This window comes from Cellulomonas xylanilytica (genome assembly GCF_007989805.1).
Classification (GTDB): domain Bacteria; phylum Actinomycetota; class Actinomycetes; order Actinomycetales; family Cellulomonadaceae; genus Cellulomonas; species Cellulomonas xylanilytica.
Genome location: NZ_BJUB01000008.1, coordinates 202,512 through 228,971, shown reverse-complemented (window position 1 = coordinate 228,971; position 26,460 = coordinate 202,512). Strand labels below are relative to the sequence as shown.

General features: G+C 72.2%; 20 protein-coding genes and 1 riboswitch. Of the genes, 9 read left to right on the top strand and 11 right to left on the bottom strand.

The window, feature by feature from the left end:
* The first annotated feature begins 69 nt into the window (after positions 1-69).
* From CXY01_RS14010 to CXY01_RS14000, 3 genes are all read left to right on the top strand, one after another.
* Positions 70-1,368, top strand: coding sequence for an ABC transporter substrate-binding protein (locus CXY01_RS14010; protein ID WP_146928028.1), 1,299 nt, complete (start codon positions 70-72; stop codon positions 1,366-1,368).
* A gap of 151 nt (positions 1,369-1,519) precedes the next feature.
* Positions 1,520-2,422 (top strand): carbohydrate ABC transporter permease, encoded by a 903-nt coding sequence (locus CXY01_RS14005; protein ID WP_146928027.1) that lies wholly within the window; start codon positions 1,520-1,522, stop codon positions 2,420-2,422.
* Positions 2,422-3,318, top strand: coding sequence for a carbohydrate ABC transporter permease (locus tag CXY01_RS14000; RefSeq protein WP_146928026.1), 897 nt, complete (start codon positions 2,422-2,424; stop codon positions 3,316-3,318). Before CXY01_RS14005 ends, CXY01_RS14000 begins: the two co-directional genes overlap by 1 nt.
* A 103-nt stretch (positions 3,319-3,421) precedes the next feature.
* Here CXY01_RS14000 and pulA read toward each other — a convergent pair whose 3' ends face one another.
* The 4 genes from pulA to CXY01_RS13980 all read right to left on the bottom strand — a co-directional run bounded on the left by pulA (position 3,422) and on the right by CXY01_RS13980 (position 12,274).
* Positions 3,422-9,208, bottom strand: coding sequence for a pullulanase-type alpha-1,6-glucosidase (gene pulA / locus CXY01_RS13995; RefSeq protein ID WP_146928025.1), 5,787 nt, complete (start codon positions 9,206-9,208; stop codon positions 3,422-3,424).
* Between the two features lie 324 nt (positions 9,209-9,532).
* Positions 9,533-9,949 (bottom strand): hypothetical protein, encoded by a 417-nt coding sequence (locus CXY01_RS13990; RefSeq protein ID WP_146928024.1) that lies wholly within the window; start codon positions 9,947-9,949, stop codon positions 9,533-9,535.
* Between the two features lie 13 nt (positions 9,950-9,962).
* A complete protein-coding gene (locus CXY01_RS13985) occupies positions 9,963-10,952 on the bottom strand; it encodes a malate dehydrogenase (protein ID WP_146928023.1) in 990 nt (329 codons plus the stop codon).
* A 104-nt stretch (positions 10,953-11,056) separates the two neighbouring features.
* Positions 11,057-12,274, bottom strand: coding sequence for an NADP-dependent isocitrate dehydrogenase (locus CXY01_RS13980; RefSeq protein WP_146928022.1), 1,218 nt, complete (start codon positions 12,272-12,274; stop codon positions 11,057-11,059).
* Positions 12,275-12,554: 280 nt separating this feature from the next.
* Here CXY01_RS13980 and CXY01_RS13975 point away from each other — a divergent pair, with 280 nt between their 5' ends.
* Positions 12,555-13,646 (top strand): MIP family channel protein, encoded by a 1,092-nt coding sequence (locus CXY01_RS13975; protein WP_146928021.1) that lies wholly within the window; start codon positions 12,555-12,557, stop codon positions 13,644-13,646.
* A gap of 153 nt (positions 13,647-13,799) precedes the next feature.
* Here the strand turns inward: CXY01_RS13975 and CXY01_RS13970 are convergent, their stop codons facing one another.
* Positions 13,800-14,138 carry a DUF3017 domain-containing protein gene (locus tag CXY01_RS13970; protein WP_246125354.1) on the bottom strand — a complete coding sequence of 113 codons (339 nt, stop codon included), beginning with the start codon at positions 14,136-14,138 and terminating at the stop codon, positions 13,800-13,802.
* 140 nt (positions 14,139-14,278) lie between these two features.
* Here CXY01_RS13970 and CXY01_RS13965 point away from each other — a divergent pair, with 140 nt between their 5' ends.
* Positions 14,279-15,541: an FAD-dependent oxidoreductase gene (locus CXY01_RS13965; protein WP_246125352.1), complete on the top strand. Its 1,263-nt coding sequence runs from the start codon at positions 14,279-14,281 to the stop codon at positions 15,539-15,541.
* A gap of 6 nt (positions 15,542-15,547) precedes the next feature.
* Here the strand turns inward: CXY01_RS13965 and purH are convergent, their stop codons facing one another.
* Positions 15,548-17,140 (bottom strand): bifunctional phosphoribosylaminoimidazolecarboxamide formyltransferase/IMP cyclohydrolase, encoded by a 1,593-nt coding sequence (gene purH / locus CXY01_RS13960; protein ID WP_146928019.1) that lies wholly within the window; start codon positions 17,138-17,140, stop codon positions 15,548-15,550.
* Positions 17,141-17,175: 35 nt separating this feature from the next.
* Positions 17,176-17,263: riboswitch (ZMP/ZTP riboswitch) on the bottom strand.
* Positions 17,264-17,286: 23 nt separating this feature from the next.
* Positions 17,287-17,934 carry a phosphoribosylglycinamide formyltransferase gene (gene purN / locus CXY01_RS13955; protein WP_146928018.1) on the bottom strand — a complete coding sequence of 216 codons (648 nt, stop codon included), beginning with the start codon at positions 17,932-17,934 and terminating at the stop codon, positions 17,287-17,289.
* 77 nt (positions 17,935-18,011) lie between these two features.
* On the opposite strand from purN, the gene CXY01_RS13950 reads away from it, so the two are divergent.
* Complete coding sequence (locus CXY01_RS13950; protein WP_146928017.1) at positions 18,012-18,539, top strand: cytochrome d ubiquinol oxidase subunit II; 528 nt, start codon at positions 18,012-18,014, stop codon at positions 18,537-18,539.
* A gap of 6 nt (positions 18,540-18,545) precedes the next feature.
* Here CXY01_RS13950 and CXY01_RS13945 read toward each other — a convergent pair whose 3' ends face one another.
* The 3 genes from CXY01_RS13945 to sucC form a co-directional block, all read right to left on the bottom strand.
* On the bottom strand, positions 18,546-19,829 hold the full coding sequence (locus CXY01_RS13945) for a cell division protein PerM (RefSeq protein WP_146928016.1): 1,284 nt from the start codon (positions 19,827-19,829) through the stop codon (positions 18,546-18,548).
* Between the two features lie 130 nt (positions 19,830-19,959).
* Positions 19,960-20,835 (bottom strand): succinate--CoA ligase subunit alpha, encoded by an 876-nt coding sequence (gene sucD, locus CXY01_RS13940; protein WP_146928015.1) that lies wholly within the window; start codon positions 20,833-20,835, stop codon positions 19,960-19,962.
* A gap of 37 nt (positions 20,836-20,872) precedes the next feature.
* Positions 20,873-22,054: an ADP-forming succinate--CoA ligase subunit beta gene (sucC, locus tag CXY01_RS13935; RefSeq protein WP_146928014.1), complete on the bottom strand. Its 1,182-nt coding sequence runs from the start codon at positions 22,052-22,054 to the stop codon at positions 20,873-20,875.
* 249 nt (positions 22,055-22,303) lie between these two features.
* Here sucC and CXY01_RS13930 point away from each other — a divergent pair, with 249 nt between their 5' ends.
* The 3 genes from CXY01_RS13930 (at position 22,304) to CXY01_RS13920 (ending at position 24,011) form a co-directional block, all read left to right on the top strand.
* Positions 22,304-22,996, top strand: coding sequence for an AAA family ATPase (locus CXY01_RS13930; protein WP_146928013.1), 693 nt, complete (start codon positions 22,304-22,306; stop codon positions 22,994-22,996).
* Positions 22,997-23,250: 254 nt separating this feature from the next.
* A complete protein-coding gene (locus CXY01_RS13925; protein ID WP_146844185.1) occupies positions 23,251-23,463 on the top strand; it encodes an RNA polymerase subunit sigma-70 in 213 nt (70 codons plus the stop codon).
* Positions 23,463-24,011, top strand: coding sequence for a Clp protease N-terminal domain-containing protein (locus CXY01_RS13920; protein WP_146928012.1), 549 nt, complete (start codon positions 23,463-23,465; stop codon positions 24,009-24,011). The genes CXY01_RS13925 and CXY01_RS13920 overlap by 1 nt, the downstream gene beginning before the upstream one ends.
* Before the next feature lie 9 nt (positions 24,012-24,020).
* Here CXY01_RS13920 and pcrA read toward each other — a convergent pair whose 3' ends face one another.
* Complete coding sequence (pcrA, locus tag CXY01_RS13915) at positions 24,021-26,456, bottom strand: DNA helicase PcrA (protein WP_146928011.1); 2,436 nt, start codon at positions 26,454-26,456, stop codon at positions 24,021-24,023.
* Between the last annotated feature and the right edge of the window lie 4 nt (positions 26,457-26,460).

The window sequence follows — 26,460 nt, the reverse complement described above, 5'->3', positions numbered from 1 at the left end:
CACCCCGGCCGCGGGTGCTCCACCCCGGCCAGACATCCATATCCACGGCAACGAAGGCGTAGGAGTCACATGCGTAACGCACGCAAGTTCACCGCCATGGCCGCAGGTCTCGCCGTCGCCAGCCTCGCGCTGGCTGCGTGCAGCTCCGGCGACGCAGGCGACAACGAGTCCGGCGGCACGGGCAGCAGCGACGAGGTGGAGGTCTTCACCTGGTGGGCCAGCGGCTCCGAGAAGCTCGGTCTCGACGCTCTCGTCGGCGTGTTCGACACCCAGAACCCCGACGTCGAGTTCATCAACGGCGCCGTCGCCGGTGGCGCAGGCTCCGCGGCCAAGGACCTGCTCCAGTCCCGGCTGCAGGCCAACGACCCGCCGGACACGTTCCAGGCCCACGCGGGCGCGGAGCTGACCGACTACATCAACGCCGGCCAGGTCGACGACGTCTCCGACCTGTACGACGAGTTCGGTCTGCGCGACACGTTCCCGGCCGACCTGGTCGAGCGCCTCACGGTCGACGGCAAGATCTACTCGATCCCGTCGAACATCCACCGCGCGAACGTCGTCTGGGCCAACACCCAGCTCCTCACGGACTCGGGCCTCGACCCGGCCGCGAAGTACGAGACGATCGACGACTGGTTCGTCGCGCTCGACGCCGTCAAGGAGAAGACCGGCCGCACGCCGCTCTCGCTGGCGACCACGTGGACCCAGGTCAACCTGCTCGAGACCATCCTGCTCGCCGACCTCGGCGCCGAGGGCTACAACGGCCTCTGGGACGGGTCGACCGACTGGGCCAGCTCCGAGGTCACCGACGCTCTCGCGGACTTCGAGAAGCTCATCAGCTACACCAACACGGACCGTGACGGCCTCGACTGGCCCGACGCGACCCAGCAGGTCATCGACGGCAACGCGGCGTTCAACGTCATGGGCGACTGGGCCGTGGCGGCGTTCGAGGAGGCCGGCAAGAAGGCTCCGGCCGACTACGTCTACATGCCGGTCCCCGGCACCGACGGCGTGTTCGACTTCCTCGCCGACTCCTTCACGCTCCCCGTGGGTGCGCCGCACCCCGAGGGCGCCAAGGCGTGGCTGAAGACGGTCGGGTCGCTCGAGGGCCAGGTCGCGTTCAACAAGGCGAAGGGCTCCATCCCCGCCCGCAACGACGCCAAGCCCGAGGACTTCTCGGAGTACCAGCAGTCCGCGATGACCTCCTTCGGTCAGGACACGATCGTGTCCTCGCTCGCGCACGGCGCGGCCGCCCCGGTCGCCTGGTCCAACGCGATCTCCGACGCCACCAGCAAGTTCACCACCGGTGGCGGCGACCTCGCCGGCTTCCAGGCCGACCTCGTCGCGGCCGCCGAGGCCAACGCGAGCTGATCCGGCTCACCGCGTCACCGGTCCCGTCCCGGCCCTGGCACCCGCCAGGGCCGGGGCGGGACCGCATGCCGCCACCACCGCACGCCCCGGGTCGGTCGCTCCCTGACCGCCCGACCCGTCCGCACGCTCGTCACGACCTCAGGAGGCACTCGTGCCCCGACAGATCCGCCGGTGGGGCCCGCCCCTCCTGCTCATCTCGCCGTCCTTGATCCTGCTCGCGGTGTTCGTCTACGGACTCCTCGCGATCAACGCGAAGACGTCCGGGCAGGACGTGCACACCGCCGCCCAGACGACCGGGCGCGCCCCGGTCAGCTTCGTGTGGTTCCAGAACTACATCGACCTGTTCGGGTCCGAGGAGTTCCAGCACTCGCTGAAGAACCTCGTCATCTACACCGTCGTCTTCCTCGCCGGCACCATGATCTTCGGGTTCCTCTGGGCGTGGCTGCTCGACCGGCCCGTGCGGTTCGAGGGCGTCTTCCGCTCGATCTACCTGTTCCCGATGGCCGTGTCGTTCGTCGCGTCGGGTGTCGTGTGGCGCTGGCTGCTGAACTCCAACCAGGGTGAGAACGCGTCGGGCCTCAACCGGCTGTTCCAGATGATCGGGTTGCCGTTCCTGCAGAACAACTGGTGGAACAACGTCGACGTCGGCATCGCCGCCATCGCGATCCCCGCCATCTGGCAGCTGTCCGGCTACGTCATGGCCCTGTTCCTGGCGGGCTTCCGGGGCGTCCCCGAGGAGCTGCGCGAGGCGGCGAAGATGGACGGCTCGTCCACCTGGCAGATGTACCGCCACGTGATCTTCCCGCAGCTGAGCCCCGTCGCGCTGTCCGCGGTGATCATCGTCGGCCACATGTCGCTCAAGGCGTTCGACCTGATCATGTCGATCTCGAAGCCGGCGAACTACCAGACCAAGGTCCCGGCCATCGACATGTACGTCTTCAAGTCGAGCTTCGACTACTCCAACGCAGCCGCCGTGGGCGTGATCCTGCTCGTCATCGTCGCGATCCTGATCGTCCCGTACCTGGTGCACCTCAACCGGACGGAGAAGCACTGATGACCGTCGTCACGCCCGCGGAGTTCACCGCTCCCCTCGGCACCCCCCTGAGCATCGAGCCGTCGAAGAAGAACAGCCGGTTCTCCAAGGGACGCACCGCCAAGTACGCGCTGCTCATCTTCTTCACGCTGCTCGTGCTGATCCCGGTCTACGTCCTGATCGTCACCAGCTTCAAGGGCCAGGGCGACGCCTCCCCCGCACGCGCGTGGAACCTGCCGCAGATCTGGACCACGGAGAACTGGACCGGCGCGTGGCAGGCGCTGTCGCCGTCGCTGTGGCGCACGTTCCAGATGGTCATCCCGGCCGCGATCATCTCGTCGTTCCTCGGCTCGATGAACGGGTTCGTGCTGGCGCGCTGGCGCTTCAAGGGTGCGGACATCGTCTTCACCCTGATCCTGTTCGGGATGTTCATCCCGTACCAGGCCGTGATGATCCCGCTGCTGCAGCTCATGCTGGGCGCCGGCATCCCCTCGGGCGTCCCGTCGCTGATCATCCTGCACGTGATCTACGGCCTGCCGATCACGACGCTGATCTTCCGCAACTACTACATGTCCATCCCCGAGGAGCTGGTCGAGGCCGCCCGCGTCGACGGTGCCGGGATGCTGCGGACCTACTGGTCCGTCGTCCTGCCGATCTCGATCCCCAGCTTCGTCGTCGTGCTCATCTGGCAGTTCACCTCGGCGTGGAACGACTTCCTCTTCGCGGTGTTCTTCTCCTCCAGCCAGAACGGCCCCGTCACCCTGGCGCTGAACAACCTGGCCAACGGTGCCCTGCTCACCAACTACGGCATCTCGATGGCGGGCGCCCTGCTCGCGTCGCTGCCCACGCTGCTGGTGTACATCCTGCTCGGGAAGTACTTCATCGGCGGCCTCATGTCCGGGTCGGTCAAGGGCTGACGCCCCTGGCACGACCAGCCGCGGTCTCCGCAACCCGGCACCCACCGAAGGGCCCGCGACAGTCACTGGTCGCGGGCCCTTCGGCTGTCCTGCCCTCAGCGCCTCAGCCGCGGTTCGGCCACCAGGGCCACCAGCCGCCGCCGTGCCCGCGGCCGGCCTCCTCCACGAGCACCGCGACCGTCCGCGGCGGGACCGTCACCGTGCCGGTGCGCTTGTCCCACGTCGTGCCCTTGACCACCGGGTCGCTCCCCTTCGCCTGCACGGGCGACAGGGACAGGCGGTGGCCGGCGAGCGACGTGACCGTCTGCGTGGTCGGCTCGTCGGACGCGTTGAGCACGACCAGGACGCCGTCGAGCTTCTTGTCGACGTCCTTGACCCAGCGCTTCGACGACCGGTCGAACCCGGGCTCGTCGTCGATCGTCATGACGACCACGCCAGGGTCGGCGTCCGGGCCGGAGCCCGGGAAGGCGACCTTCTGCTCGATGAGGTCGGCGGAGCCGAGCCGGAACAGCGGCGTCGAGAACCGCAGCCGCAGCAGGTCGTCCGCCGCCCTCGACGCCGTGGCGATGTCCGCCGGGGTCGGCTTGAGCGCCGGGTCCGCCAGCAGCGGCTGCTGGAACGACCACTTGGCCTCGTTGTCGGCCGCCGGCGGCAGACCGCGGCCGAAGCCGTTGTCCTGGCCGGACAGGTCGAGCAGGTTGAACCAGTCGCCCGAGTTGTAGCTGTTGCGGTCGAGCGACTTGCTGCGCAGCAGGTCCGCGCCCGCGTGCCAGAACGACGGCGTCTGGGCCAGGGCCGTGGTCGCCAGCGAGACGGTGTTCATGCGCACGCGGTCCGCCATCGGGGTGTCCGTGGGCAGCTTGTACGTGAGCGAGTCCCACAGCGTCTCGTTGTCGTGGGCGTCGACGTAGGTGATGACCTCCTCCGGGGAGTCGGCGTACCCGGCGGGCTGGCCGTTGTAGTCGAGCTCCTCCCCCGTCTGGACGGTGCCCGCACTGGTGAGGAACGCGTAGTCGCGCAGGTTGCCGGCCATGCCGAGGCGGACCAGGTCGGCGTCGTGCGCCGCCCGGGCCAGCTGGTCGGCGTCCGAGCCGTTGATCGCGTCGCCGTTCGGGTCGGTGCCGCCGCCCGAGCCGAAGCCCTGGATGCGCGGGTTCTCGTCGAACGGTCCACCGCCGCGGACGGCGTCGCGCAGCCGGTCGGAGAACGTGCCGATGCCCGTCCCGCCCAGCTGTCCCTGGGTCGCCTGCCGGAAGAGCCGGTTGTCGGCGACCTCGCCGAAGTTCCAGCCCTCGCCGTAGAGGTACACCCGTGACCCGTCCACGCCGTCCTTGCGCGGCGTCAGCTTGTCGAGAGCCGACCGGACGGCCTCCATGTTCTCCACCGAGTGGTGGCCCATGAGGTCGAACCGGAACCCGTCGACCTTGTAGTCACGGGCCCACGTCACCACCGAGTCGACCATCGCCTTCTGCGCCATGGTGTGCTCCGTGGCGATGTTCTGGCAGCAGGTCGACGTCTCGACGTTCCCGGCCGCGTCCAGCCGCTGGTAGTAGCCGGGCACCACGCGGTCCAGGACCGATTGCGGGGACTGGCCGCTGGCCGTGGTGTGGTTGAACACCTGGTCCAGCACCACCTGCAGGCCGTCCGCGTGCAGCGCGCCGACCATCGTGCGGAACTCGGCCACGCGGGTGCCGCCGTCCGCGTCCACCGCGTACGACCCCTCGGGGGTCGTCCAGTGCAGCGGGTCGTAGCCCCAGTTGAAGCCGTCGGCGTCGGCCACCGCGGTGACGCAGGCCTGCTGCTGGTCGGAGTCCGGTGCGTACGACGCGAGGTCGCAGTCCGCGGTCTCCTGCAGGGCCCTGTCCTCCTGGATGGAGGCGATGTCGAACGTCGGCAGCAGGTGGACCGTGGTCAGACCCGCCTTCTCGAGGTCCCGCAGGTGCGCGCGGCCGTTGCCGTTGCTGGCGAACGCGAGGTACGTCCCCCGCTTCGCCGCGGGGACCTTGGCGTCGTTGATCGAGAAGTCCCGCACGTGCAGCTCGTAGATCGTCTGGTCGACGGGCCGCACCACCGGCTGCTTCGCCTTCTCCCACTCGCGCGGGCGGAACGCCTTGTCGGCCAGGTCCACCAGCACCGAGTGCGTCGAGTTCAGCGTGAGCGCCACCGAGTACGGGTCGGTGACGCGGTTGACCTCGACCTGGTCGGTGGTCGGCGCGTACACCGTGACCTCCCAGAGGTACTGCGCACCGGCCCAGGACCTCTTCCCCTCGACCGTCCAGGAGCCGTCGGACTGCCGCTTCGCCGCCACGCGCTGGTCGGTACCCACCAGCAGGTCGACCTTCTGGGCAGTCGGCGCCCACAGCGCGAGGGACGGGACACCCTTCTTCCACGTCGCACCCAGGCGCCGCTCGGCGGCCTTGCCCGCGTAGAGGTCGTCGAGCACGCCCGGCACCTGCACGCCGGTCGCCGCCTGGAACGTGCCGTCGGCCGCGGCCTGCGTGACCAGGAGCGCACCACGCAGGAGCTCCGCGGTCGGCGTCCCGTCCGGAACCCGCAGGGCGAGGTAGCCCGCGAGCGCCGGGAAGCGGTCGAGCTGCGCCTCGGTGAGCCCCGCCGGGTCGTACGTGAGCGGCACCGCCGGGCCGTCCCCGAGGTCCGCCACCGACAGCCCGCCGGTCGGCGAGCCGTGCAGGGCGAACGTGCTGGTCGCCGGGGTCGGTGCCCACGCGGCCGGCCACGCGATCGTGCTCGCGTCGATCCAGTGCGCGCGCTCCTCGCCCGTGCCGGGCAGCGGCGGGTCCGTCACCTCGATGGTGAGCACGTGCGTCGCGAGGACGTAGGAGAACGTCACGGCCTTGCCGCCGGGCGCGGAGAACGGGATGTTCGCCCCGTCCCGGACGCCGTCGGCGCCGTAGTTCTCGGCCCAGCCAAGGCCGTGGGCCACCTTCACCTCGTAGGCGCCCTCGGGCAGGTCCGGCGCGGTGAAGGTGTACGTGCCGTCGCCGTCCGGGTCCTGCAGCCAGCTCTTCAGGCAGTCCGGCATCCAGTCGCCGGAGCAGCCGAGCTCGCTGTTGCTGGACCCGGGGACGGTGAGGATCGGACCCTGGGCGCTGGACGTGACGTAGTGCGTCGTCGGGTCGTAGTAGAACGTCACCGGACCCGCGGTGGCCGTCGTGTACGTCAGGTTCGCGCCACCCGGGGCGCCGCCCGCGCCGTAGTTCTCGTCCCACGAGCCGCCGACGGCAACCTTGTACTCGTAGCTGCCGGCCGGCAGCGTGAACGTGCCCGCGTAGATGCCGTCCGTGCGCTTGGTCAGCTGGGCCTTCGCGCAGTCGGGCTGCCAGTCCCCGGGGCAGCCCATCGCCGCGTTGTGGCTGCCGGGCACGGTGACGAACAGGTCCTCACCCGGGTCCGGGCCCGGGTCCACGACGCCGTCGATCGCGCCGCCGACGCCGCCGTACGTCGAGGCTGCGGACTTGTTGCCCGCCGCGTCGACCGTGACCGCGCGGTACTCGACGACCGCGCCGTCGGGCAGACCGTCGATGGTGTGGAAGACGCGCGGCGACGTCGTCTCGGAGGTCCCGAGCGGCGTCCAGCCGTCGTCGCCGAGCACGCGGTACGCGAACGAGGTCTGGCTCCAGACGTCGTCGGGCACGTCCGCGGTGACCGCGACGTCACCGGTCAGACCCGCACCGGGCGCCGGGGCGGTGAGGGTGAGGTCACCGGCCGTCGCGGGGGCGCCGACCGTCGTGCCTGCCTGCAGCACGATCGCGCCCAGCGCGGGGACCGTCACCGAGACGGTCCCGTCGGCCGCTGCGGTCACGGCCGTCGCGGTGCCGTACAGCGGCGCGAACGTCGCGCCCGGCGTCAGGGTGTCGATCGTGACGGTCGCCGGCGCGGTGCCGTTGTTCGTCGCGACGAGGTGCTCGACCTTCTCCTGCGCGTCGACCCGGCTGAACGCGTAGATCCCGCCGTCGGCGTAGCGCTCGATCTGCGCACCCGTGCGCAGGGCCGGGTGGGCGTTGCGCAGTGCTGCCAGCTCGGCGATGTGGTCGTAGAGGGCCGAGTCGGTGTCGTACCGGTCGACCGAGCCCGCGGGGGTGCCGTCGAGCAGGTTCTGGTTCGCGTACTCGCTCACCTGCGTCGCGAACAGCGACTGCCGGGCGTCCTTGTCGCCACCCGTGCCGGCGAAGCCCTGCTCGTCGCCGTAGTAGACGACGGGCTGCCCGCGCGTCAGGTACATGAGCGAGTGCGCCAGCGCGGAGCGCTGCTCCGGGTCGTCCGCGTCCTTGACGAAGTAGCCGATGCGGCCCATGTCGTGGTTGCCCAGGAACGTCGGCAGCGCCTGCGCGTTGGTCGTCGGCGTCGTGTACCGGTCGTCGCCCGCGTAGAGCGCGGAGAGGCCACCCGCCGAGAAGCCCTTGGCGTAGTTGCTGGCCGCCAACTGGAACGTGAAGTCGAGCACCGCGTTCATGTCGCTGTCGCGCAGGTACGGCGCCAGCTTGACCGGGTCGGCGTCGTAGACCTCGCCGAACATGAAGAAGTCGTCGTTGCCGATCGCGGCCGCGTGGTCACGCACGCCCGTCGTGAACTTCTCCCAGAACTCGAAGTTGACGTGCTTGGCGGTGTCGATGCGGAAGCCGTCGACGCCCAGGTCGACCCACTGGTTGTAGACGTCCACGAAGCCGTCCACCACCGCGGGGTTCTCGGTCATGAGGTCGTCCAGGCCGGAGAAGTCGCCGTACGTCGTGGACTCCCCGCTGTAGGTCGAGTTGCCGCGGTTGTGGTACAGCGTCGGGTCGTTGAGCCAGCCCGGGGCCTTGACGTCGGCGTCCTCCGGCTCGATCACCGGCGTGTACGGGAAGGAGGTGCCCGGGTCCAGCGTCGGGAAGGTGTCCGTGCCCGCGTACGTGGCCGGGTCGAACACCGTGCCGGCGGCGTCGGTGTACGGGCTGGTCGCCTGGCTGACGTAGTCGTACGTGCCCTCGGCGTAGTCGATGACGTCGGCCGTGTGGTTGGTGATGATGTCGAAGTAGACGTCGATCCCGCGCGCGTGGGCGTCGGCGATCAGCGCCTCGAGCTCCGCGTTGGTGCCCAGGTGCGGGTCGATCTGCGTGAAGTCCGTGATCCAGTAGCCGTGGTACCCGGCCGACGCGTCCGCGCCCGCGCCTTGCACCGGGCGGTTCTTGAACGACGGCGTCAGCCAGATCGCCGTCGTCCCGAGGCCCTCGATGTAGTCGAGCCTGTCGTGCAGGCCCGCCAGGTCGCCGCCCTCGAAGAAGCCCTTGTTCGTCGGGTCGAAGCCGGTGACGAGGCGGTCGCCCGTGAGCCCCCCGGTGTCGTTGGCGGGGTCGCCGTTGGCGAACCTGTCCGTCATGACGAAGTAGAACTGCTCGTCAGCACCGGGATCGCGCACCGGCGTCGCGACGAGGTCGTCGTCGGCCGCCGTGTACTCGCCGCCCAGGTCCAGCGGGGTCAGCGCGATGCGGTGCGTCGTGTCGTCGTAGGTGAACCGCAGGCTCGACGGGCCCGCGACGACGAGCGGGATGTTCGCGTCCCCGCCGTCCTTGCCATAGGCCTCGTCCCAGCTGTCGTCGATGGCGACCTTGTACTCGTAGGTGCCCGCGGGGACCGTGAAGTCCGCGGAGTACACGCCCGCCGTGCCGGTGGGGGCGAGCTCGGTCTCCGCGCACGCCGGCTGCCAGTCGTCGGCGCAGCCGAGCTCGCTCTGCAGCGAGCCGACCAGCGCGACCGTGCGGTCGGCGGCGGCGGCGGAGGTCCCGACGGCGGCGACGAGCCCGACGCCGGCGACCGCGGCGGCGGTCAGCGCGGCGAGGCCGCGGGACAGGGCACGGGAGAGGGGACGGACGGGGGCGTCGGCGACCGACATGGCGACTCCTTCGTCTCCCCGCACGTCGATGTGCGGGACAGGTGTCGCCGACCGTATCCGCTTGCAGCAACTTGCAGCAAGAGATCCGGGCGATTGCGTCGGACCGGGATCCTTCGGACCCGCGCTCGTGCCGCCCCCCTGCTACGCGGTCAGCGGGTAGGCCAGGGACGCCAGCAGGGCCGACGAGTCCGCCACCGCCGCGAAGGGCGCTGCACGACCTCCTCGGCGTCGAGGTGCGGTTGCTGCCGGGGACCGGGCACTTCGTGCAGCAGGACGACCCGGCAGCGTTCGCGGCCGCCATCCGCTCCGTGCTCTAGCGCCGCCTCACCGGCGCGGCTCGATGAGCGGCCCCGGCGGGCGCCGCGCCCGCAGGAACAGCACGATGCCGACGACCACCGCGACCACCCCGACCAGCACGAACGGCCACGGGTTGGACTGGGCCACGCAGTCGGACGCTCCCGTCACCCCGCCCGCGCAGTACTGGCCCGGGCCCCGCCGGTTCAGCCAGGCGATGGCGAGCGGGAGAGCCCCCAGACCCGTGAGCACCCCCAGCTGCGCCGGCCGCAGGCCCTGCCGGACGACGAGCACGCCGCCGACCACGAGCAGGCCCAGCGCGAGGAACAACCCGCCCAGGATGCCGAGCCCGAAGCCCGCGCCGACCCCGGCACCGAGCAGCACCCAGCCGAGGAACGCCCCCACGCCCGTGCCCGGGCGCGAGACGTGCACTTCCTCCGCCCACATGGTGAGCAGCAGCTCAGAGCAGGCCCAGCGCCTGCACGGCGTCCCGCTCCTCGACCAGCTCCGCGACGGACGCGTCGATGCGGCCGCGCGAGAACTCGTCGACGTCGAGACCCTGCACGATCGTCCACTGGCCGCCGTCGGACGTCACGGGGAACGAGGAGATGAGGCCCTCCGGCACGCCGTACGACCCGTCGGACACGATGCCGGCGGACGTCCAGTCGCCCTCGGGCGTGCCGTGCACCCAGGAGTAGACGTGGTCGATGGCCGCGTTCGCCGCGGACGCCGCCGACGACGCCCCGCGCGCCTCGATGATCGCCGCGCCGCGCTTGGCGACCGTCGGGATGAACGTCTCGCGCACCCACGCGTCGTCGCCGACGACCTCGAGCGCGGGTCGGCCGGCCACCGTGGCGTGCGACAGGTCGGGGTACTGCGTCGCGGAGTGGTTGCCCCAGATGGTCAGCCGCGCGATGTCCGCGACCTTCGCGCCCGTCTTGGTCGCCAGCTGCGAGACCGCTCGGTTGTGGTCCAGGCGCGTCATCGCGGTGAACCGCTCACGCGGGACGTCCGGCGCGTGCGACGCCGCGATGAACGCGTTGGTGTTGGCCGGGTTGCCGACGACGAGCACCCGGACGTCGTCGGCCGCACCCGCGTTGATGGCGGCGCCCTGCGGCTTGAAGATGCCGCCGTTGGCGGAGAGCAGGTCGCCGCGCTCCATGCCGGCCGTCCGCGGACGCGCCCCGACCAGCAGCGCGACGTTGACGCCGTCGAACGCGGCCGTCGCGTCGTCGTAGATCTCGACGCTGTCCAGCGTGCTGAACGCGCAGTCGTCGAGCTCCATCGCGGTGCCCTCCGCGGCCTTGACCGCCTGCGGGATCTCCAGCAGGCGCAGGCGGACCGGGGTGTCGGCGCCGAGCAGCTGACCGGACGCGATGCGGAAGAGCAGCGCGTAGCCGATCTGCCCGGCGGCTCCGGTGACGGTGACGGTGACGGGCGAGCTGGCCACGGAACGGGCTCCTTCGGTCGACGACGACGGCGACCTCACGCTACCCCGGGGACGACCGACGGCGCCCACCCTGGTGAGGTGGACGCCGTCGGGGAACCGCCTGCTCAGGCGAGCTTGGCCGCCAGGTTGGCGTCGAGCGTCGCGAGGAACTCCTCGGTGGTCTGCCACGCCTGGTCCGGGCCGACCAGCGACGCGAGGTCCTTGGTCATGGCGCCGGACTCGACAGTCTCGATGACGACCTGCTCGAGGGTCTCCGCGAACTGCGTGACCTCGGGCGTGTTGTCCAGCTTGCCGCGGTGCTTCAAGCCACCGGTCCAGGCGAAGATCGACGCGATCGGGTTGGTCGACGTCGGCTTGCCCGCCTGGTGCTGGCGGTAGTGGCGCGTGACCGTCCCGTGGGCGGCCTCGGCCTCGACCGTCTTGCCGTCGGGCGTCATGAGCACGGACGTCATGAGGCCGAGCGAGCCGAAGCCCTGGGCGACGGTGTCGGACTGCACGTCGCCGTCGTAGTTCTTGCACGCCCAGACGTAGCCGCCCTCCCACTTCATGGCCGCGGCGACCATGTCGTCGATGAGGCGGTGCTCGTACGTCAGGCCGGCGGCAGCGAAGTCCGCGGCGTACTCGGCGTCGAAGACCTCCTGGAAGATGTCCTTGAACGCACCGTCGTAGGCCTTGAGGATCGTGTTCTTGGTCGACAGGTAGACCGGGTAGCCGCGCTGCAGCCCGTAGGCGAACGAGGCGCGCGCGAAGTCGCGGATCGAGTCGTTGAAGTTGTACATGCCCATGGCGACGCCGCCGCCCTCGGGGTACGTGACGACCGTCTGGTGGATCGGCTCGGAGCCGTCCTCGGGCGTGTACGTCAGCGTCAGGGTGCCCGCGCCGGGGACCTTGAAGTTGGTCGCCTTGTACTGGTCGCCGTGGGCGTGACGGCCGATGATGATCGGCTTGTTCCAGCCCGGCACCAGGCGCGGGATGTTGCTGATGATGATCGGCTCGCGGAAGACGACGCCGCCGAGGATGTTGCGGATCGTGCCGTTGGGCGAGACCCACATCTTCTTCAGGCCGAACTCCTCGACGCGGGCCTCGTCGGGCGTGATCGTCGCGCACTTGACGCCGACGCCGTGCTCCTTGATGGCGTTGGCGGCGTCGATCGTCACCTGGTCGTCGGTGGCGTCACGGTGCTGGATCGACAGGTCGTAGTAGCGCAGGTCGATGTCGAGGTACGGGTGGATCAGGCGGTCCTTGATGAACTGCCAGATGATGCGCGTCATCTCGTCGCCGTCGAGCTCGACGACCGGGCCGACAACCTTGATCTTCGCCATGCGGGAATCTCCTGTGCTGGGGACGGATGGGGGCACGGCACGAGGGAACGTCTGCCGGCGCGGGTCCGGGGACAAGATTACTCGACGTCGAGAGATCTGGGAGAGTCGGGCCTCCGGTCCGCTCCTCGGCCCGCACCGTGACCGCAGCCACCAGGACTGGCATGCTGGCACCCACCAGGGGCGAGACGCTGATCACCGCGTCGCCAGGGCCGCATCGTCGGCCGTGGCAGGCTCCGTGCGCACCGCCCTTCCACCGACGGTTACTCACGACAGGATCGACATGTCACAGGACAACCCTGACAAGGCCGCAGGCTCCCCCGAGCCCGACGAGACCACCGCTGCCGGCACGCCCGCTCCCGAGGAGGCGACGGCAGCAGCAGCCGCCGACGCCGCGGCGCCCGCGTCCGAGCCGGTCTCCCCGGCCGCTGCCGAGCCCGTCTCCCAGCCCGCACCGGAGCCCGTCTCCGAGCCCGTCGCCGAGCGCGACGAGGACGTCGTCGTCGAGGAGCTCGACGCCTACGTCGTGCCCGCCGGCACGGTCGTCGTGACCGGCCCGAGCCTGGTCTCCCGCCTCGGTGCGGAGGCCTTCGGCACGTTCACGCTCGTGCTCGTGGGTCTCGGCATCGCGCTCTACGCCAGCCTGCCGAGCGTCGGCGGCGGGGCGATCGCCGTCGCCCTCGGCTTCGGCATCGCGGTGCTCGCGGGCATCATCGCCGTCGGCCACGTCTCGGGCGGGCACTTCAACCCGGCCGTCACGATCGGTGCCGCCATCGGCGGCCGGACGCCGTGGAAGGACGTCGTGCCGTACTGGCTGGCCCAGCTCGTCGGCGGCATCATCGCGGCGGCAGTCCTCTTCATCTCGGTCCCGTCGCAGCTGCCCGCCCTGATCGACACCAGCGGCGAGGCCACCACCCGGTCGTTCTTCTCGTCGGTGTCCAATGGCTACGCCGAGCACTCGCCGCTGAGCGGCATCTCCACCGGTCAGGTCGAGTTCTCCCTGGTGTCGGCGCTGCTCATCGAGATCGTCGTCACCGCCGTGTTCGTCGGCATCATCCTGGGTGCCACGGACCGCCGCTCGGCGCACAAGCAGGCGCCGTTCGCGATCGGCCTGGCCCTCGCCGTGCTGATCCTCGTCGCGATGCCCGTCACCAACGCGTCGCTCAACCCGGCCCGCTCGACCGCGTCGGCGATCTTCTCCGAGAGCTGGGCCCTGAGCCAGCTCTGGCTGTTCTGGGTCGCCCCGCTCGTCGGTGCGGCGCTCGCGGGCCTGGTCTACCGGGCGTTCGCCGCGGAGCCGGCCGAGGACAACCTGCTCGAGGAGGACGACGCGTACGTCACCACGGACGACGTCCTCGTGGTGTCGGAGCGCTGACACCCGCCTGACCCGCACGATCCGGACGCCCGGGACCGCCACGGTCCCGGGCGTCCGTGCGTGTCGAACCGCGTCAGCGCGACGGGATCGGCGTCAGCGCGACGGGATCGGCGTCAGCGCGACGGGATCTGCGTCAGCGCGACGGGATCTGCGTCAGCGCGGCAGGATCTGCGCGAGCACGGCCAGGCCGGAACCCAGCAGGACGAGGACGGCGACGTCGAGGGCCTTGGCCCGCACGGCGAGCGCCACGGGACCCGGCAGCGGCAGCACCGCCCGCACCACGGCGCACACGAGCACGACACCGGCGAGCACGAACGCGCCCGCCCGGGTGCCGACGACCAGCGCCACGACGGTGGCGACGACGATGCCGGAGCTGGTCCACCACAGCGAGACGTTGCGGGCGGCGTCGAGCGACGCACGCGCGATGGCCCGCGGGTCGAGGGGGGCCTCCTCGACGGGGATGGGACCGGTCGAGGGCGGCGGGCCCGGCACGGGGGGTTCCGACGGTTCCGGACGCACCGGGCCGACGGCGTCCGGGTGAGCGCCAGCGGCGCGGCGTACTCCGGCTGCCCCGCTCATGCGCTCCTTCACCATCTCGCTCGTGCCTCCCGACGGGAGACTACCGTTGCGAGGTGACCGACCGGACCGACCACGACCTGCAGGACCGCCGACCACCTCGTGACGTGCTCGTCGTCGGCGCAGGCCTGGCGGCCACCCGGACGGTCGCGGAGCTGCGCGAGCGGGGGTTCGACGGGCGTGTCGTGGTGCTCGGCGCCGAGGGGGTCGCCCCGTACGACCGCCCGCCGCTGTCGAAGCACCTCCTGGACCGTCCCGGCCCGACGTGGCTGGCCGACGAGCTCGGCGCCGACCTGCTCGCGCTCGCCGACGAGGTCCACCTGCGCACCCCGGCACGCTCGCTCTCACTCTCCGGGGCACGTCCTCAGGTGCTCACCGACGACGGCACGCTGTGCACGGACGCCCTGGTCGTGGCCAGCGGCGCGCACGCCGTCCGGCCGCCGGGCTGGGAGGCGGCCCTGACCCTGCACACCGCCGCCGACGCGGAACGGCTCCGTGCCGCGCTCGTGCCGGGCGCACGGCTCGTGGTGATCGGTGCGGGGTGGATCGGTGCGGAGGTGGCCGGGGTCGCCGCCGCGGCCGGGGTCGACGTCGTGGTGGTCGAGGCGAACGGCGGCCCGCTCGTCGCGGCGCTCGGCCCGACCGTGGGGGAGCTGACCATCCCCTGGTACGCGGCGGCGGGGGTCCGCCTGCTCACCGGCGAGCACGTGGTCGAGGTCGGCGCCAACGGCGTGAGCCTCGCGGACGGCAAGCTGGTCGTCGCCGACGTCGTGCTGGCCGCCGTGGGTGCCCGCCCGACGACCGACTGGCTGGCCGGTGCGCTGCCCCGCGAGCCCGACGGTTCACTGCGGGTCGACGAGCACCATGCGGTCGTCGGCGCGCCGCGCAGCGTCCGCGCGGTCGGCGACGTCGCGCTGCGCCGCTCCCCGCGGCACGGCTGGGTCCCGGGCGGCCACTGGGACGGAGCCCTGCGCGGACCGGCGGCGCTCGTCGCGGACCTGCTGGGCACGCCCGGTGACGCGGTCACCGACGTGGCGCCGTACGTGTTCTCCACGCAGCTGGGCCACGAGCTGGCCCTGTTCGGCAGCCCCCGCACCGAGGACCGCGTCGTCCTGCGCGGCAACCCTCGCGACGGCGAGGGCTGGACCGCCCTGTGGTTCCGGCCCGGCTCGGACGAGGTCGGCGCGATCCTCACCGTCGACCGGCCCCGCGACGTCGGCGCGGCACGGCGGCTGTTCACCGCGGCCGGGCTGCCCCGGCTCGACCGCGCGGTGGCGGTCGACCCGGGGCGAGCCCTGCGGGAGGCGTCCCTCGTCTAGGGGCGCTCAGTGCGCGAAGTGCCGCGTGCCGGTCAGGTAGAGCGTCACGCCGGCCGCCTGCGCCGCGGCGACGACCTCCTCGTCCCGGACCGACGCACCCGGCTGCACGATGGCGCGCACCCCGGCGTCGATGAGCACCTGCGCGCCGTCGGCGAACGGGAAGAACGCGTCCGAGGCCGCCACCGCTCCCCGGGCACGCTCGGTCTCCCCGCCGTTCGCACGCTCGACCGCGAGCCGGCACGAGTCGACGCGGTTGACCTGACCCATCCCGACGCCGACAGAGGCTCCCGCGTCGGCGAGCAGGATGGCGTTCGACTTCACGGCGCGCACCGCCCGCCACGCGAACGTCAGGTCCGCGAGCGTGGCGTCGTCCGCTGCCGAACCCGCTGCCAGGGTCCACGACGACGGGTCGTCGCCGGGGGCGTCCACCTGGTCGAGCTCCTGCACGAGCAGGCCGCCGCTGACGGCCCGCCGCTCGGTGCGCCCACCCTCGACCGGCGTCACCTGGAGGAGCCGGATGTTCTTCTTGCGCGCGAGGATCTCGAGCGCCTCGGGCTCGAAGGCGGGGGCGACGACGACCTCGGTGAACACCGGCGCGATCTGCTCCGCGGCGGCGGCCGTCAGCGTGCGGTTGGTCGCGATGACCCCGCCGAACGCGGAGACCGGGTCACACGCGTGCGCCTTCGCGTGCGCGTCGGCCACGTCGGCGCCCACCGCGATGCCGCACGGGTTGGCGTGCTTGATGATCGCGACGGCCGGGTCGGTGTGGTCGTGCGCGGCACGCCAGGCGGCGTCGGCGTCGACGTAGTTGTTGTAGCTCATCGCCTTGCCGTGCAGCTGCTGCGCACCGGCCAGCCCGCGTCCCGCCACGCCGTCGGGCGTCAGGTACAGCGCCGCCTGCTGGTGCGGGTTCTCGCCGTAGCGCAGCACCTCGCCGCGCACCCACGTGGTCCCCGTGAACGCCGGGAAGCCGGAACCCGCGGCCTCCTCGTCGGGCGCGTAGTCGGCGGCGAACCAGCTGGCGACCGCGGCGTCGTACGCGGCGGTGTGCGCGAACGCGTCCGCCGCGAGCAGGCGACGGGCGGCGAGCGTGAAGCCGCCCGCCTGGACCGCCGCGGTGACCTCCGCGTAGCGCGCGGGGTCGACGACGACCGCGACGCTCGGGTGGTTCTTCGCCGCCGCGCGGACCATCGACGGACCGCCGATGTCGATCTGCTCGACGCACTCGTCGGGCCCGGCGCCGGACGCGACCGTCGCGGTGAATGGGTAGAGGTTGACGACGACCAGCTCGAACGGGGCGATGCCCAGCTCGTCCAGCTGCGCGAGGTGCTCCGGGATCCGCGTGTCGGCGAGCACGCCCGCGTGCACCCGCGGGTGCAGCGTCTTGACGCGCCCGTCGAGGCACTCCGGGAAGCCGGTCAGGTCCTCGACACGGGTCACGGGGACGCCGGAGGCGGCGATGGTCGAGGCGGTCGAGCCGGTGGAGACGATCTCGACACCGGCGGCGTGCAGGGCGGCGGCCAGCTCGGTCAGGCCGGTCTTGTCGTAGACGCTGACCAGCGCACGGCGGACGGGTCGCTGGGTGTGCTCGGCGGACATCGGGGCTCCCGGGGGGATGGGTCGGCAACGGCGGACCCATGCACCCAGGCGGGCGGTGCGTGGCGGGGCACTGCGGCCGCTCCCCGGTGGTTGCACCCACCTGCGCCAGTCACGACCGGGGTCGAGTCTAGCCCGCTGCCCGGAGGTCAGCCGACGATCGCGTGACGCCCCTCGACCCGCAGCCCGCCGCGCGCGATGCGGCCGACCCACTCGACGAGCAGCGTCCGCTCGACCGCCTTGATCCGCTCGTGCAGGGTCGCCTCGTCGTCGTCGGGCTCCACCGGGACCGCCGCCTGCGCGAGGATCGGGCCGGTGTCGATGCCCTCGTCGACCACCATGACCGTGCACCCCGTGACCTTGACCCCGTACGCGAGCGCGTCCCGCACGCCGTGCGCGCCCGGGAACGACGGCAGCAGCGCCGGGTGGGTGTTGACGATCCGTCCGCCGAACCGCCCGAGGAACGTGGCGCCGAACAGCTTCATGAACCCGGCGAGCACGACCAGGTCCGGCGAGAACACCGCCACGGTCTCGGCGATCGCGGCGTCCCACGCGGCACGGTCGTCGAAGTCCTTGACCGACACGACGGCGGTCGGGATGCCCGCCTCCTTCGCGATCTCGAGCGCCCGGATGTTCCCGCGGTCCGCGACCACCGCGACGACCCGGGCCCCGTAGGCGGGGTCGTCGTGGGCGGCGAGCAGGGCGGCCAGGTTCGAGCCGGTCCCGGAGACCAGGACCACGAGCCGGCCCGAGTCGCGGGTGGCCGGGGCGGGTCGCGGGGGTGTCTCGTGCGTCACGCGCCGACCTTATCGGCGGATCGGGACGGGGCGGACGGCGCGTCCGACGTCGGCCGCCGATGGGCGAGAATGCTCAGGTGAGCAACCCGTACGCGCCCCCGGAGAACCGTCCCGGCACCCCGGACGACGCGCCCGCTCAGGAGGCCCCGGCCTGGCCGCCCGCCGGCGCGCCGCGCCCGGCCTCGGTCGCCCCCGAGCGCCCGCCGGCCGATCCCGAGGGGACGGCGCGCGCCACGAGCCTCACGCGTCTCTTCGCGGTGCTCGTGCTCGCGTCGGTGCTCGTCGCCACCCTCCGGCTGCCCTGGCAGGCCGCGGCGCTCCCGTTCGCGCTGGCGGCGATCGTCGTCGGCGTCCGCGCGCTCGTTGTCGCCGTCCGTGCCCGGGCCCGTGGGCTCGGCCCGCTGCTCGCCGTCGGGCTGGTCATCTCGCTGGCCTGGACCCTGCTCCTCAGCGTCCAGCTGGCCCTGTGGCCGGCCCAGCAGGACAAGCAGGAGTGCCTCGAGGGTGCGCTGACCCTCGGGGCGCGCAGCGCGTGCGAGACGCAGTTCGAGAAGGACCTGGACGACCTGCGCACCTCCGTGGAGGACCGCAGCACGGGGTCCTGAGGCGCGTCAGGAGGCGCCGCGCCGCACCATCGCCCGCAGGCCGCGGCCCAGCTCGGCGCGCAGCAGCGCGTCCCCGGGCAGCGCCACCAGGAGTGACCCGACCAGCACCCCGGCGCCGGCGAGCAGCCCGACGACCCCGCCCTGAGCGCCGATGTCGGCCAGCCGGTCCGGGCCGATCCCGCCGCTCGCCAGCGTGACGAGCAGCGTGACGGCGACCGCGGTGCCCAGCGCGGCGGCCACGCAGGCGAGCGCCGAGTCCCACCAGTGCCGCGGTACCAGCCTCCGGTGGACGTCGAGCCCGACGAGGGTGCCGACGACGACGAGGACGAGCGGCACCAGGCTCGTCGCGGGTCCCACGACGTCGGCCGACGGCAGCGCGCCGAGCATCGGCACCGCGGGCAGCGCACCCCCGACCACGTCGTCGGGAGCGAAGTGCGTCCCCTCCCCGACCGCGAAGCCGGCGCCCGTCAGCCACGCGAGCGCCCAGACCACCAGGTTGGGCAGGTAGGCCAGCTCGGCGACGGCCAGCACCACGCCCCCGACCAGATCGAGGCCGAGACCGCCCACGACGTCCGAGATGGTGGCCCGGCCCGCCACGATCCAGAGTGCGGTCACGAGCGCGGCGAGGAGCACGAGGAGCGCCGAGGCGAGCACCGCGCCCGTCGCGCCCGCGCGCACCGGTGCGGGACAGCGCGACCAGAGCGGCCGGGTGAGCGCTCGGAGCGCAGGCGCCTCCGGTCGCGCGAGCAGGCCGGCGCCGAGACCGAGGGCGGAGACCACCGCACCGCCCGCGAACGCGCGCACCAGGTCGGCCCCGGCAGCCCCGGTGACCAGCGCGAGCAGGATCGTGACCAGGGTGTACGTGCCGACGCCGGCCGCGTACGCCGACCACGTCGCCAGACCCGACCGGCGTGCGGACGCGTAGCAGACGAACAGCGCGAGCAGCGTCACCCCGAGCGGCACCAGGCTCACCACGACCGGACCGACGTGCGCCGGGACCCCGTGCCCCAGCAGCCAGAGCGACGAGCCCACGCCGACCGAGCGGAACCAGCCGACCCCGCTGTTGGACGGGTCCGCCGACGTCGCGACGTAGGCCGCGACGGCCGGCAGCGTCAGGACGAGGAACGACAGCAGCGCGGCCTGGAGAGCGGACAGGATGCCCGCGACCCACCGCGGGGCGCCGTCGAGCGCGCTCGTGAAGAACGTGGGCGTCGGCTCGTCGGACAGGGTGCGGCGACGGCGACGGTCGACGACGGGGGTGCCCCCCGTGCGGGGGCCGGTGGCGCTCACCGTGCCATGGTCGCTGCCGCGCCGCCGCGAGCGGTGAATCCGGTGCGGCGCGTCGGCTGTCTGGTCAGACACGTCGACCCCGGTGAGCGGGGCTCACCGGGGTCGACGGGACGGGCGGCGTCAGCCGGTACTAGCTCAGCAGCTGGCGCGCGAGCTCGGCCGTCTCGGACGGCGTCTTGCCGACCTTGACGCCCGCAGCCTCGAGCGCTTCCTTCTTGGCCTGCGCGGTGCCCGACGAGCCGGAGACGATGGCGCCCGCGTGGCCCATGGTCTTGCCCTCGGGCGCGGTGAAGCCGGCGACGTAGCCGACGACGGGCTTGGTGACGTGCTCGGCGATGTACGCCGCGGCACGCTCCTCGGCATCGCCACCGATCTCACCGATCATCACGATGACCTCGGTCTCGGGGTCCGCCTCGAACGCCGCGAGGGCGTCGATGTGCGTGGTGCCGATGATCGGGTCGCCGCCGATGCCGATGGCCGTGGAGAACCCGAAGTCCCGCAGCTCGTACATCATCTGGTAGGTCAGCGTGCCGGACTTGGAGACCAGGCCGACGCGGCCGGGGCCCGTGATGTCCGCGGGGATGATGCCCACGTTGGACTTCCCGGGGCTGATCAGACCCGGGCAGTTGGGGCCGATGAGCCGCACGTTCTTCTCCAGCGCGAGCGCGAAGAACTCGGCGGTGTCGGCCACCGGGACGCCCTCGGTGATGATGACGACGAGCGGGATGCCGGCCTCGATCGCCTCGACGACAGCGGCCTTGGTGTGGGCCGGCGGCACGAAGACGACGGACACGTCGGCGCCCGTGGCGTCCATCGCCTCGGCGACGGACCCGAACACGGGCACGTCGGTGTCACCGAACGACACGGACGTCCCGGCCTTGCGGGGGTTCACCCCGCCGACGACGGACGTGCCGGACGCGAGCATGCGGGTCGTGTGCTTCTGGCCCTCGGAACCCGTCATGCCCTGGACGATGACCTTGGATGCCTCGGTCAGGAAGATCGCCATGTGAGTGTCTGCTTCTCTCTGCGTCAGGTCAGGGGGTTCAGGCCGCGGTGTGGGCGAGCTCGGCCGCCTTGTCGGCGCCGCCGTCCATCGTGTCCGCGATCGTGACGAGCGGGTGGCCGGCCTCGGCGAGGATCCGACGACCCTCGAGCACGTTGTTGCCGTCCAGGCGCACGACCAGCGGCTTGTTCTCCTCGTCGCCGAGGATCTCGAGCGCCGCGACGATGCCGTTGGCCACGGCGTCGCACGCCGTGATGCCGCCGAAGACGTTGACGAAGACGGACTTGACCTGCGGGTCCGTCAGGATGATGTGCAAGCCGGCGGCCATGACCTCGGCGCTGGCGCCGCCGCCGATGTCCAGGAAGTTGGCCGGCTTCACGCCGCCGTGCGCCTCACCGGCGTACGCGACGACGTCCAGCGTGCTCATCACGAGCCCCGCGCCGTTGCCGATGATGCCGACCTCGCCGTCGAGCTTGACGTAGTTGAGGCCCGCCTCCTTGGCCTTGGCCTCGAGCGGGTCCGCCGCGGCGGCGTCCTCGAGCTCGGCGTGCTCAGGGTGCCGGAAGTCCGCGTTCGCGTCGAGCGTCACCTTGCCGTCGAGCGCGACGATCTCGCCGTCCTCCGTGAGGACCAGCGGGTTCACCTCGACGAGGGTGGCGTCCTCGCTGCGGTACACCGTCCACAGCGTCTGCAGGACGGCGGCGACCTTCGGGGCGATCTGCGGGTCGAACCCGGCAGCCGCGACGATCTCGTCGGCCTTCGCCTGGTCGATCCCCGTACGCGGGTCCACCGCGACCTTGGCGAGCGCGTCGGGGCGCTCGACCGCGAGCTGCTCGATGTCCATGCCGCCCTCGACCGAGCACATCGCCAGGTAGCGGCGCTCGGCGCGGTCCAGCAGCAGGGAGAAGTAGAACTCGGTCGCGATCTTCGCGCCCGCGGCGATCATCACGCGGTGGACCGTGTGGCCCTTGATGTCCATGCCGAGGATCTCGGCCGCCTTCTCGGCCGCGTCGTCCGCGGACCGGGCCAGCTTGACGCCGCCCGCCTTGCCGCGGCCACCGACCTTGACCTGCGCCTTGACGACGACCACGCCGTCCTGGCCACCGAGGAGCTGCTCCGCGCCGGCGCGGGCCTCCTCGGGAGTCGTCGCGACGACCCCGCCCAGGACGGGCACGCCGTGCTTCTCGAAGATGTCACGTGCCTGGTACTCGAACAGGTCCACCTGGTCTGGGTCCTCTCATCACCGGCATTCGACGGCCTCTGTGCGGCCGAAACGCCCCGGTCGATGGTAGCGGGCAGGGGGAGATCTCTTCACATCGAGAGATGTGGCGTGCGCAACCCTCGGAATCACACATTCTTCGCAACCCCTCCCCCGAATCGTCCCGATCCGCTACGTTCCCCGCATGGATCCGGTGACGGTCGTGGCTGCGTCGGTCGGTGCACGTCGTCACACCGTCGTCGACGGTCAGCGATGAGCGCCCCCTCGGACACAGCGCCCACGGCGTCGGTCGCACGCCTCGCCGTCCTGCGCGAGGTCGCCGGCCGCATCGCGGACCCTCGCGCGCTGGGCCGCCCCGTCCTCGTCGGCATCGACGGCATGGACGGCGCGGGCAAGACCACGTTCGCCGACGAGCTCGCCGCCGAGCTGCTCCGCCAGGGCCGCACCGTCGTGCGGATCGGCGTCGACGGGTTCCACCGCCCGCGCGACGAGCGGTACCGCCTCGGTCGGCACTCCCCCGAGGGCTTCTGGGCCGACTCCTACGACTACGACGCCCTGCGCACCCAGGTCCTCGAGCCCTTCGCGCCCGGCGGGTCCCGCCGGTTCCGCCGGGCCGTCCGCGACGTCGCGACCGACGCGGCCCTCGAGCTGCCGCGCGAGCACGGGTCCGACAGCACCGTGCTCGTCGTCGACGGGATCTTCCTGCACCGCGACGAGCTGGCCGCGTGGTGGGACTTCTCGGTGTATCTCGACGTGGACTTCGCCGAGACGTTCGCCCGCATGGCCGTCCGCGACGGCTGCTCGGCCGACCCGACCCACCCCGCGAACGCGCGGTACGTCGAGGGTCAGCGCCGTTACCTCGCCGCGTGCCGCCCCGCGTCACGCGCCACGGTCGTCATCGACAACCGCGTCCTGGTCCGCCCCCAGGTGATCGCCCACCCCTGACCGCCCCGACGCACCACGCACCTCGGACGTCCGCACCTCCTGTCGTCCTGGCGCACGATTCCGCGGACGCACCAGCCCCCTCCCACGAACGTCCGCACTCCGGCGGGTTCCAGCGCGTCGGAGTGCGGACGTCAACGTCAGCGGCTCCCTTGCGTCCGCACTCCGGCGGGTTCCAACGCGCCGGAGTGCGGACGTCCCACAACAGCGTCAATGTGGGTTGACGGGTCGTCGGGTGTCAATGTAGGTTGACGGGCATGTCCGATGAGCTCATGACCGCAGCCGCGAGTGCTGCGGAGCCTGCCGACGGCCTGCGGGCCGTCCGTTCGCTGCGGGCGCTGGCCGACCGGCTGGAGGCGCTGCACGTCGAGCGCGCCCGCCGGCTCGGGTGGTCCTGGCAGCAGGTCGCCGCCGCCCTCGGGGTCTCCCGCCAGGCGGTCCACAAGAAGTACGGGAAGAGGTTCGGCTGATGTTCGAGAAGTTCGCGAAGGACGCCCGCGAGGCCGTCGTCCAGGCGCAGGACGAGGCGCGCACGCTCGGCGACGACCGGATCGGGCCGCAGCACGTGCTGCTGGGCGCGCTCCGGACACCCGACACGGTCGCGGCGCAGGCGCTCGCACGGCTGGGCGTCAGCCACGACACCGTGCTCGGCGCGGTCCGGGCCCTGCCCGCCCACGCGATCGACGCCGACGCGCTGGCGGGGATCGGGGTCGACCTGGACGCCGTCCGTGCGCAGGTGGAGTCGTCCTTCGGCCCCGGGGCGCTCGACGCCGCGGCCAGGGCGACACCGAAGAAGGGGCACCTGCCGTTCGAACCCGACGCCAAGAAGCTGCTGGAGGTGTCGCTGCGGGAGGCCATCCGGTGCAAGCACCGCCGCATCGACAGCGGGCACCTGCTGCTCGCGGCGGTGCGCCTGGACGACACGACCGCCTACCGCGCGCTGGCGGCGGTCGGCGTGGCGCCGGCTGCGGTCCGCGAGGCGGTCACCGCGGTGTGGGCCGACGTCCCGGTGAGCTGACCGTCCGGCTCAGAGCTTGGTGACCGGCGAGAACCGCAGCAGGAGCCGCTTGACGCCGTCGGTGCCGAAGTCGACCTTGGCCACCGCGTTCGGGCCGGCACCCTCGAGCGCGACGACGGTGCCCAGACCGTACGAGTCGTGCGTGACGCGGTCCCCCACCGCCAGCTGCGGGATGGCGGAGTCGGGCCGGGGCTTGGCGGAGCCGAAGGTCGCGCCGGTGGACGGCAGCGCCGGACGCGCCTCGCGCTCCGCCCGTGGTGCGGAGGACGCCCGGTAGCCACCTCCGCCCGAGCCGTAGCCGGAGCCCCACCCACCGCGCAGCTGCGAGGTGGAGGACTCCCGCCGGCGCCAGTCGATGAGGTCGTCCGGCAGGTCGTCGAGGAACCGGCTGGGCGGGAACTCGTTGGGCACGCCCCAGGCCGTCCGGACGGCGGCGCGCGAGATGTACAGCCGCTCGCGCGCTCGCGTCAGGCCGACGTAGGCCAGGCGGCGCTCCTCTTCGAGCTGCTGCGAGTCCGACAGGGACCGCAGGTGCGGGAAGGTGCCGTCCTCCATACCCGTGAGGAAGACGACGGGGAACTCGAGTCCCTTCGCGGTGTGCAGGGTCATCAGGGTGACGACGCCGGGGTCGGGCCGGGACTCGTCGTCCCCGCCGTCGTCGTCGGGGATCTGGTCGGCGTCCGCGACCAGCGAGACGCGCTCGAGGAAGTCGGCGAGGACGCCCTCGGGGTCGCTCTGCTCGAACTCGGAGGCCACCGCGTGCAGCTCGGCCAGGTTCTCCACCCGGGACGCGTCCTGCGGGTCGTCGCTGCCACGCAGCTCGGCAAGGTAGCCGGAGCGGTCGAGCACGGCACCGAGGACCTCGGCGGGTCCGGCGGTGGAGGCGAGCGTGCGCAGCTCGTTCATCATCGCCGCGAACGCCGACAGCCCGGTGATCGCTCGCGTGCCCAGGCCGGGGACCTCGTCGAGCCGGTCGAGCGCCGCGCCGAACGAGATGCGCTCGCGCTCGGCGTACGACGCGACCATCGCCTCCGACCGGTCCCCCAGCCCGCGCTTGGGCACGTTGAGGATGCGGCGCACGCTGACGTCGTCGTCGGGGTTGTCGAGGGCGCGCAGGTAGGCGACCGCGTCCTTGATCTCCTTGCGCTCGTAGAAGCGCGTGCCGCCGACCACCTTGTACGGCAGCCCGACGCGGATCAGCACCTCCTCGAGCGCACGTGACTGCGCGTTGGCGCGGTAGAACACGGCGACGTCGCCGGGCCGGACACCGTCGGAGTCGCCGAGCCGGTCGATCTCCTCGGCGACGAACCGGGCCTCCTCGTGCTCGGTGTCCGCGACGTACGCGACGATCTGCGCGCCCGCGCCGGAGTCGGTCCACAGGCGCTTGCCCTCGCGGCCCGGGTTGCGGCTGATCACGGCGTTCGCGGCCGAGAGGATGGTCTGCGTCGACCGGTAGTTCTGCTCCAGCAGGATGGTCCGGGCGTCCGGGTAGTCGACCTCGAACTCGAGGATGTTGCGGATGGACGCGCCGCGGAACGCGTAGATCGACTGGTCGGCGTCACCGACGACCGTGAGCTCGCCGCGCGGCAGCTCCATGTCCGTCGAGTCGTCGACGATCCCGCGCGAGGACCCGACGAGCTCGCGCACGAGTGCGTACTGCGCGTGGTTGGTGTCCTGGTACTCGTCGACCAGCACGTGCCGGAACCGCCGCCGGTAGTGCTCCGCGACGGCGGGGAACGCGCGCAGGAGGTGGACCGTGGTCATGATCAGGTCGTCGAAGTCGAGCGCGTGCGCCTGCTTCAGCCTGGCCTGGTAGCGCGTGTAGACCTGGGCCAGCGCGGTGTCGAAGTCGTTGGCAGCGCCGCCGCCGGACGTGGCCGCGAACGTCTCCGGGTCCACCAGCTCGTCCTTGAGCGACGAGATCTTGTTCTGCAGCGCCTTGGCCGGGTACCGCTTGGGGTCGAGGTCGAGCTCCCGCGCGACGAGCGTGAGCAGGCGCTGCGAGTCGGCGGAGTCGTAGATGGAGAAGCTGGAGCGCAGGCCGAGGGTGGCCGCCTCCCGGCGCAGGATCCGCACGCACGCGGAGTGGAAGGTGGACACCCACATGCGGCCGGCGGCGGGCCCGACGAGGCTCTCGACGCGCTCGCGCATCTCCGCCGCGGCCTTGTTGGTGAACGTGATGGCGATGACCTCGCCCGCGCGCGCCCGGCCGGTGGCCAGCAGGTACGCGATCCGGTGGGTGAGCACCCGCGTCTTGCCGGAGCCGGCACCGGCGACGATCAGCAGCGGGCTGCCCTGGTGCAGGACGGCCTCGCGCTGCTGCGGGTTGAGCCCCACCAGGAGCCGGTCCGCCTCGTCGCGCCGGCGGGCAGCGGCCGCCTCACCCGAGGGGTCTGCGGAGGCGCCCGGGAGGGGCAGGGCGAGGTTCTCGAAGAGCGACGTCATGGCC

Bases quoted from the DNA above. Each gene is read 5' to 3' on its own strand.
- CXY01_RS14010 (WP_146928028.1), top strand. From the start codon at position 70: ATGCGTAACGCACGCAAGTTCACCGCCATGGCCGCAGGTCTCGCCGTC.
- CXY01_RS14000 (WP_146928026.1), top strand. From the start codon at position 2,422: ATGACCGTCGTCACGCCCGCGGAGTTCACCGCTCCCCTCGGCACCCCC.
- pulA (WP_146928025.1), bottom strand. From the start codon at position 9,208: ATGTCGGTCGCCGACGCCCCCGTCCGTCCCCTCTCCCGTGCCCTGTCC.
- CXY01_RS13990 (WP_146928024.1), bottom strand. From the start codon at position 9,949: ATGTGGGCGGAGGAAGTGCACGTCTCGCGCCCGGGCACGGGCGTGGGG.
- CXY01_RS13980 (WP_146928022.1), bottom strand. From the start codon at position 12,274: ATGGCGAAGATCAAGGTTGTCGGCCCGGTCGTCGAGCTCGACGGCGAC.
- CXY01_RS13975 (WP_146928021.1), top strand. From the start codon at position 12,555: ATGTCACAGGACAACCCTGACAAGGCCGCAGGCTCCCCCGAGCCCGAC.
- purH (WP_146928019.1), bottom strand. From the start codon at position 17,140: ATGTCCGCCGAGCACACCCAGCGACCCGTCCGCCGTGCGCTGGTCAGC.
- sucD (WP_146928015.1), bottom strand. From the start codon at position 20,835: ATGGCGATCTTCCTGACCGAGGCATCCAAGGTCATCGTCCAGGGCATG.
- CXY01_RS13930 (WP_146928013.1), top strand. From the start codon at position 22,304: ATGAGCGCCCCCTCGGACACAGCGCCCACGGCGTCGGTCGCACGCCTC.
- CXY01_RS13925 (WP_146844185.1), top strand. From the start codon at position 23,251: ATGTCCGATGAGCTCATGACCGCAGCCGCGAGTGCTGCGGAGCCTGCC.
- CXY01_RS13920 (WP_146928012.1), top strand. From the start codon at position 23,463: ATGTTCGAGAAGTTCGCGAAGGACGCCCGCGAGGCCGTCGTCCAGGCG.
- pcrA (WP_146928011.1), bottom strand. From the start codon at position 26,456: ATGACGTCGCTCTTCGAGAACCTCGCCCTGCCCCTCCCGGGCGCCTCC.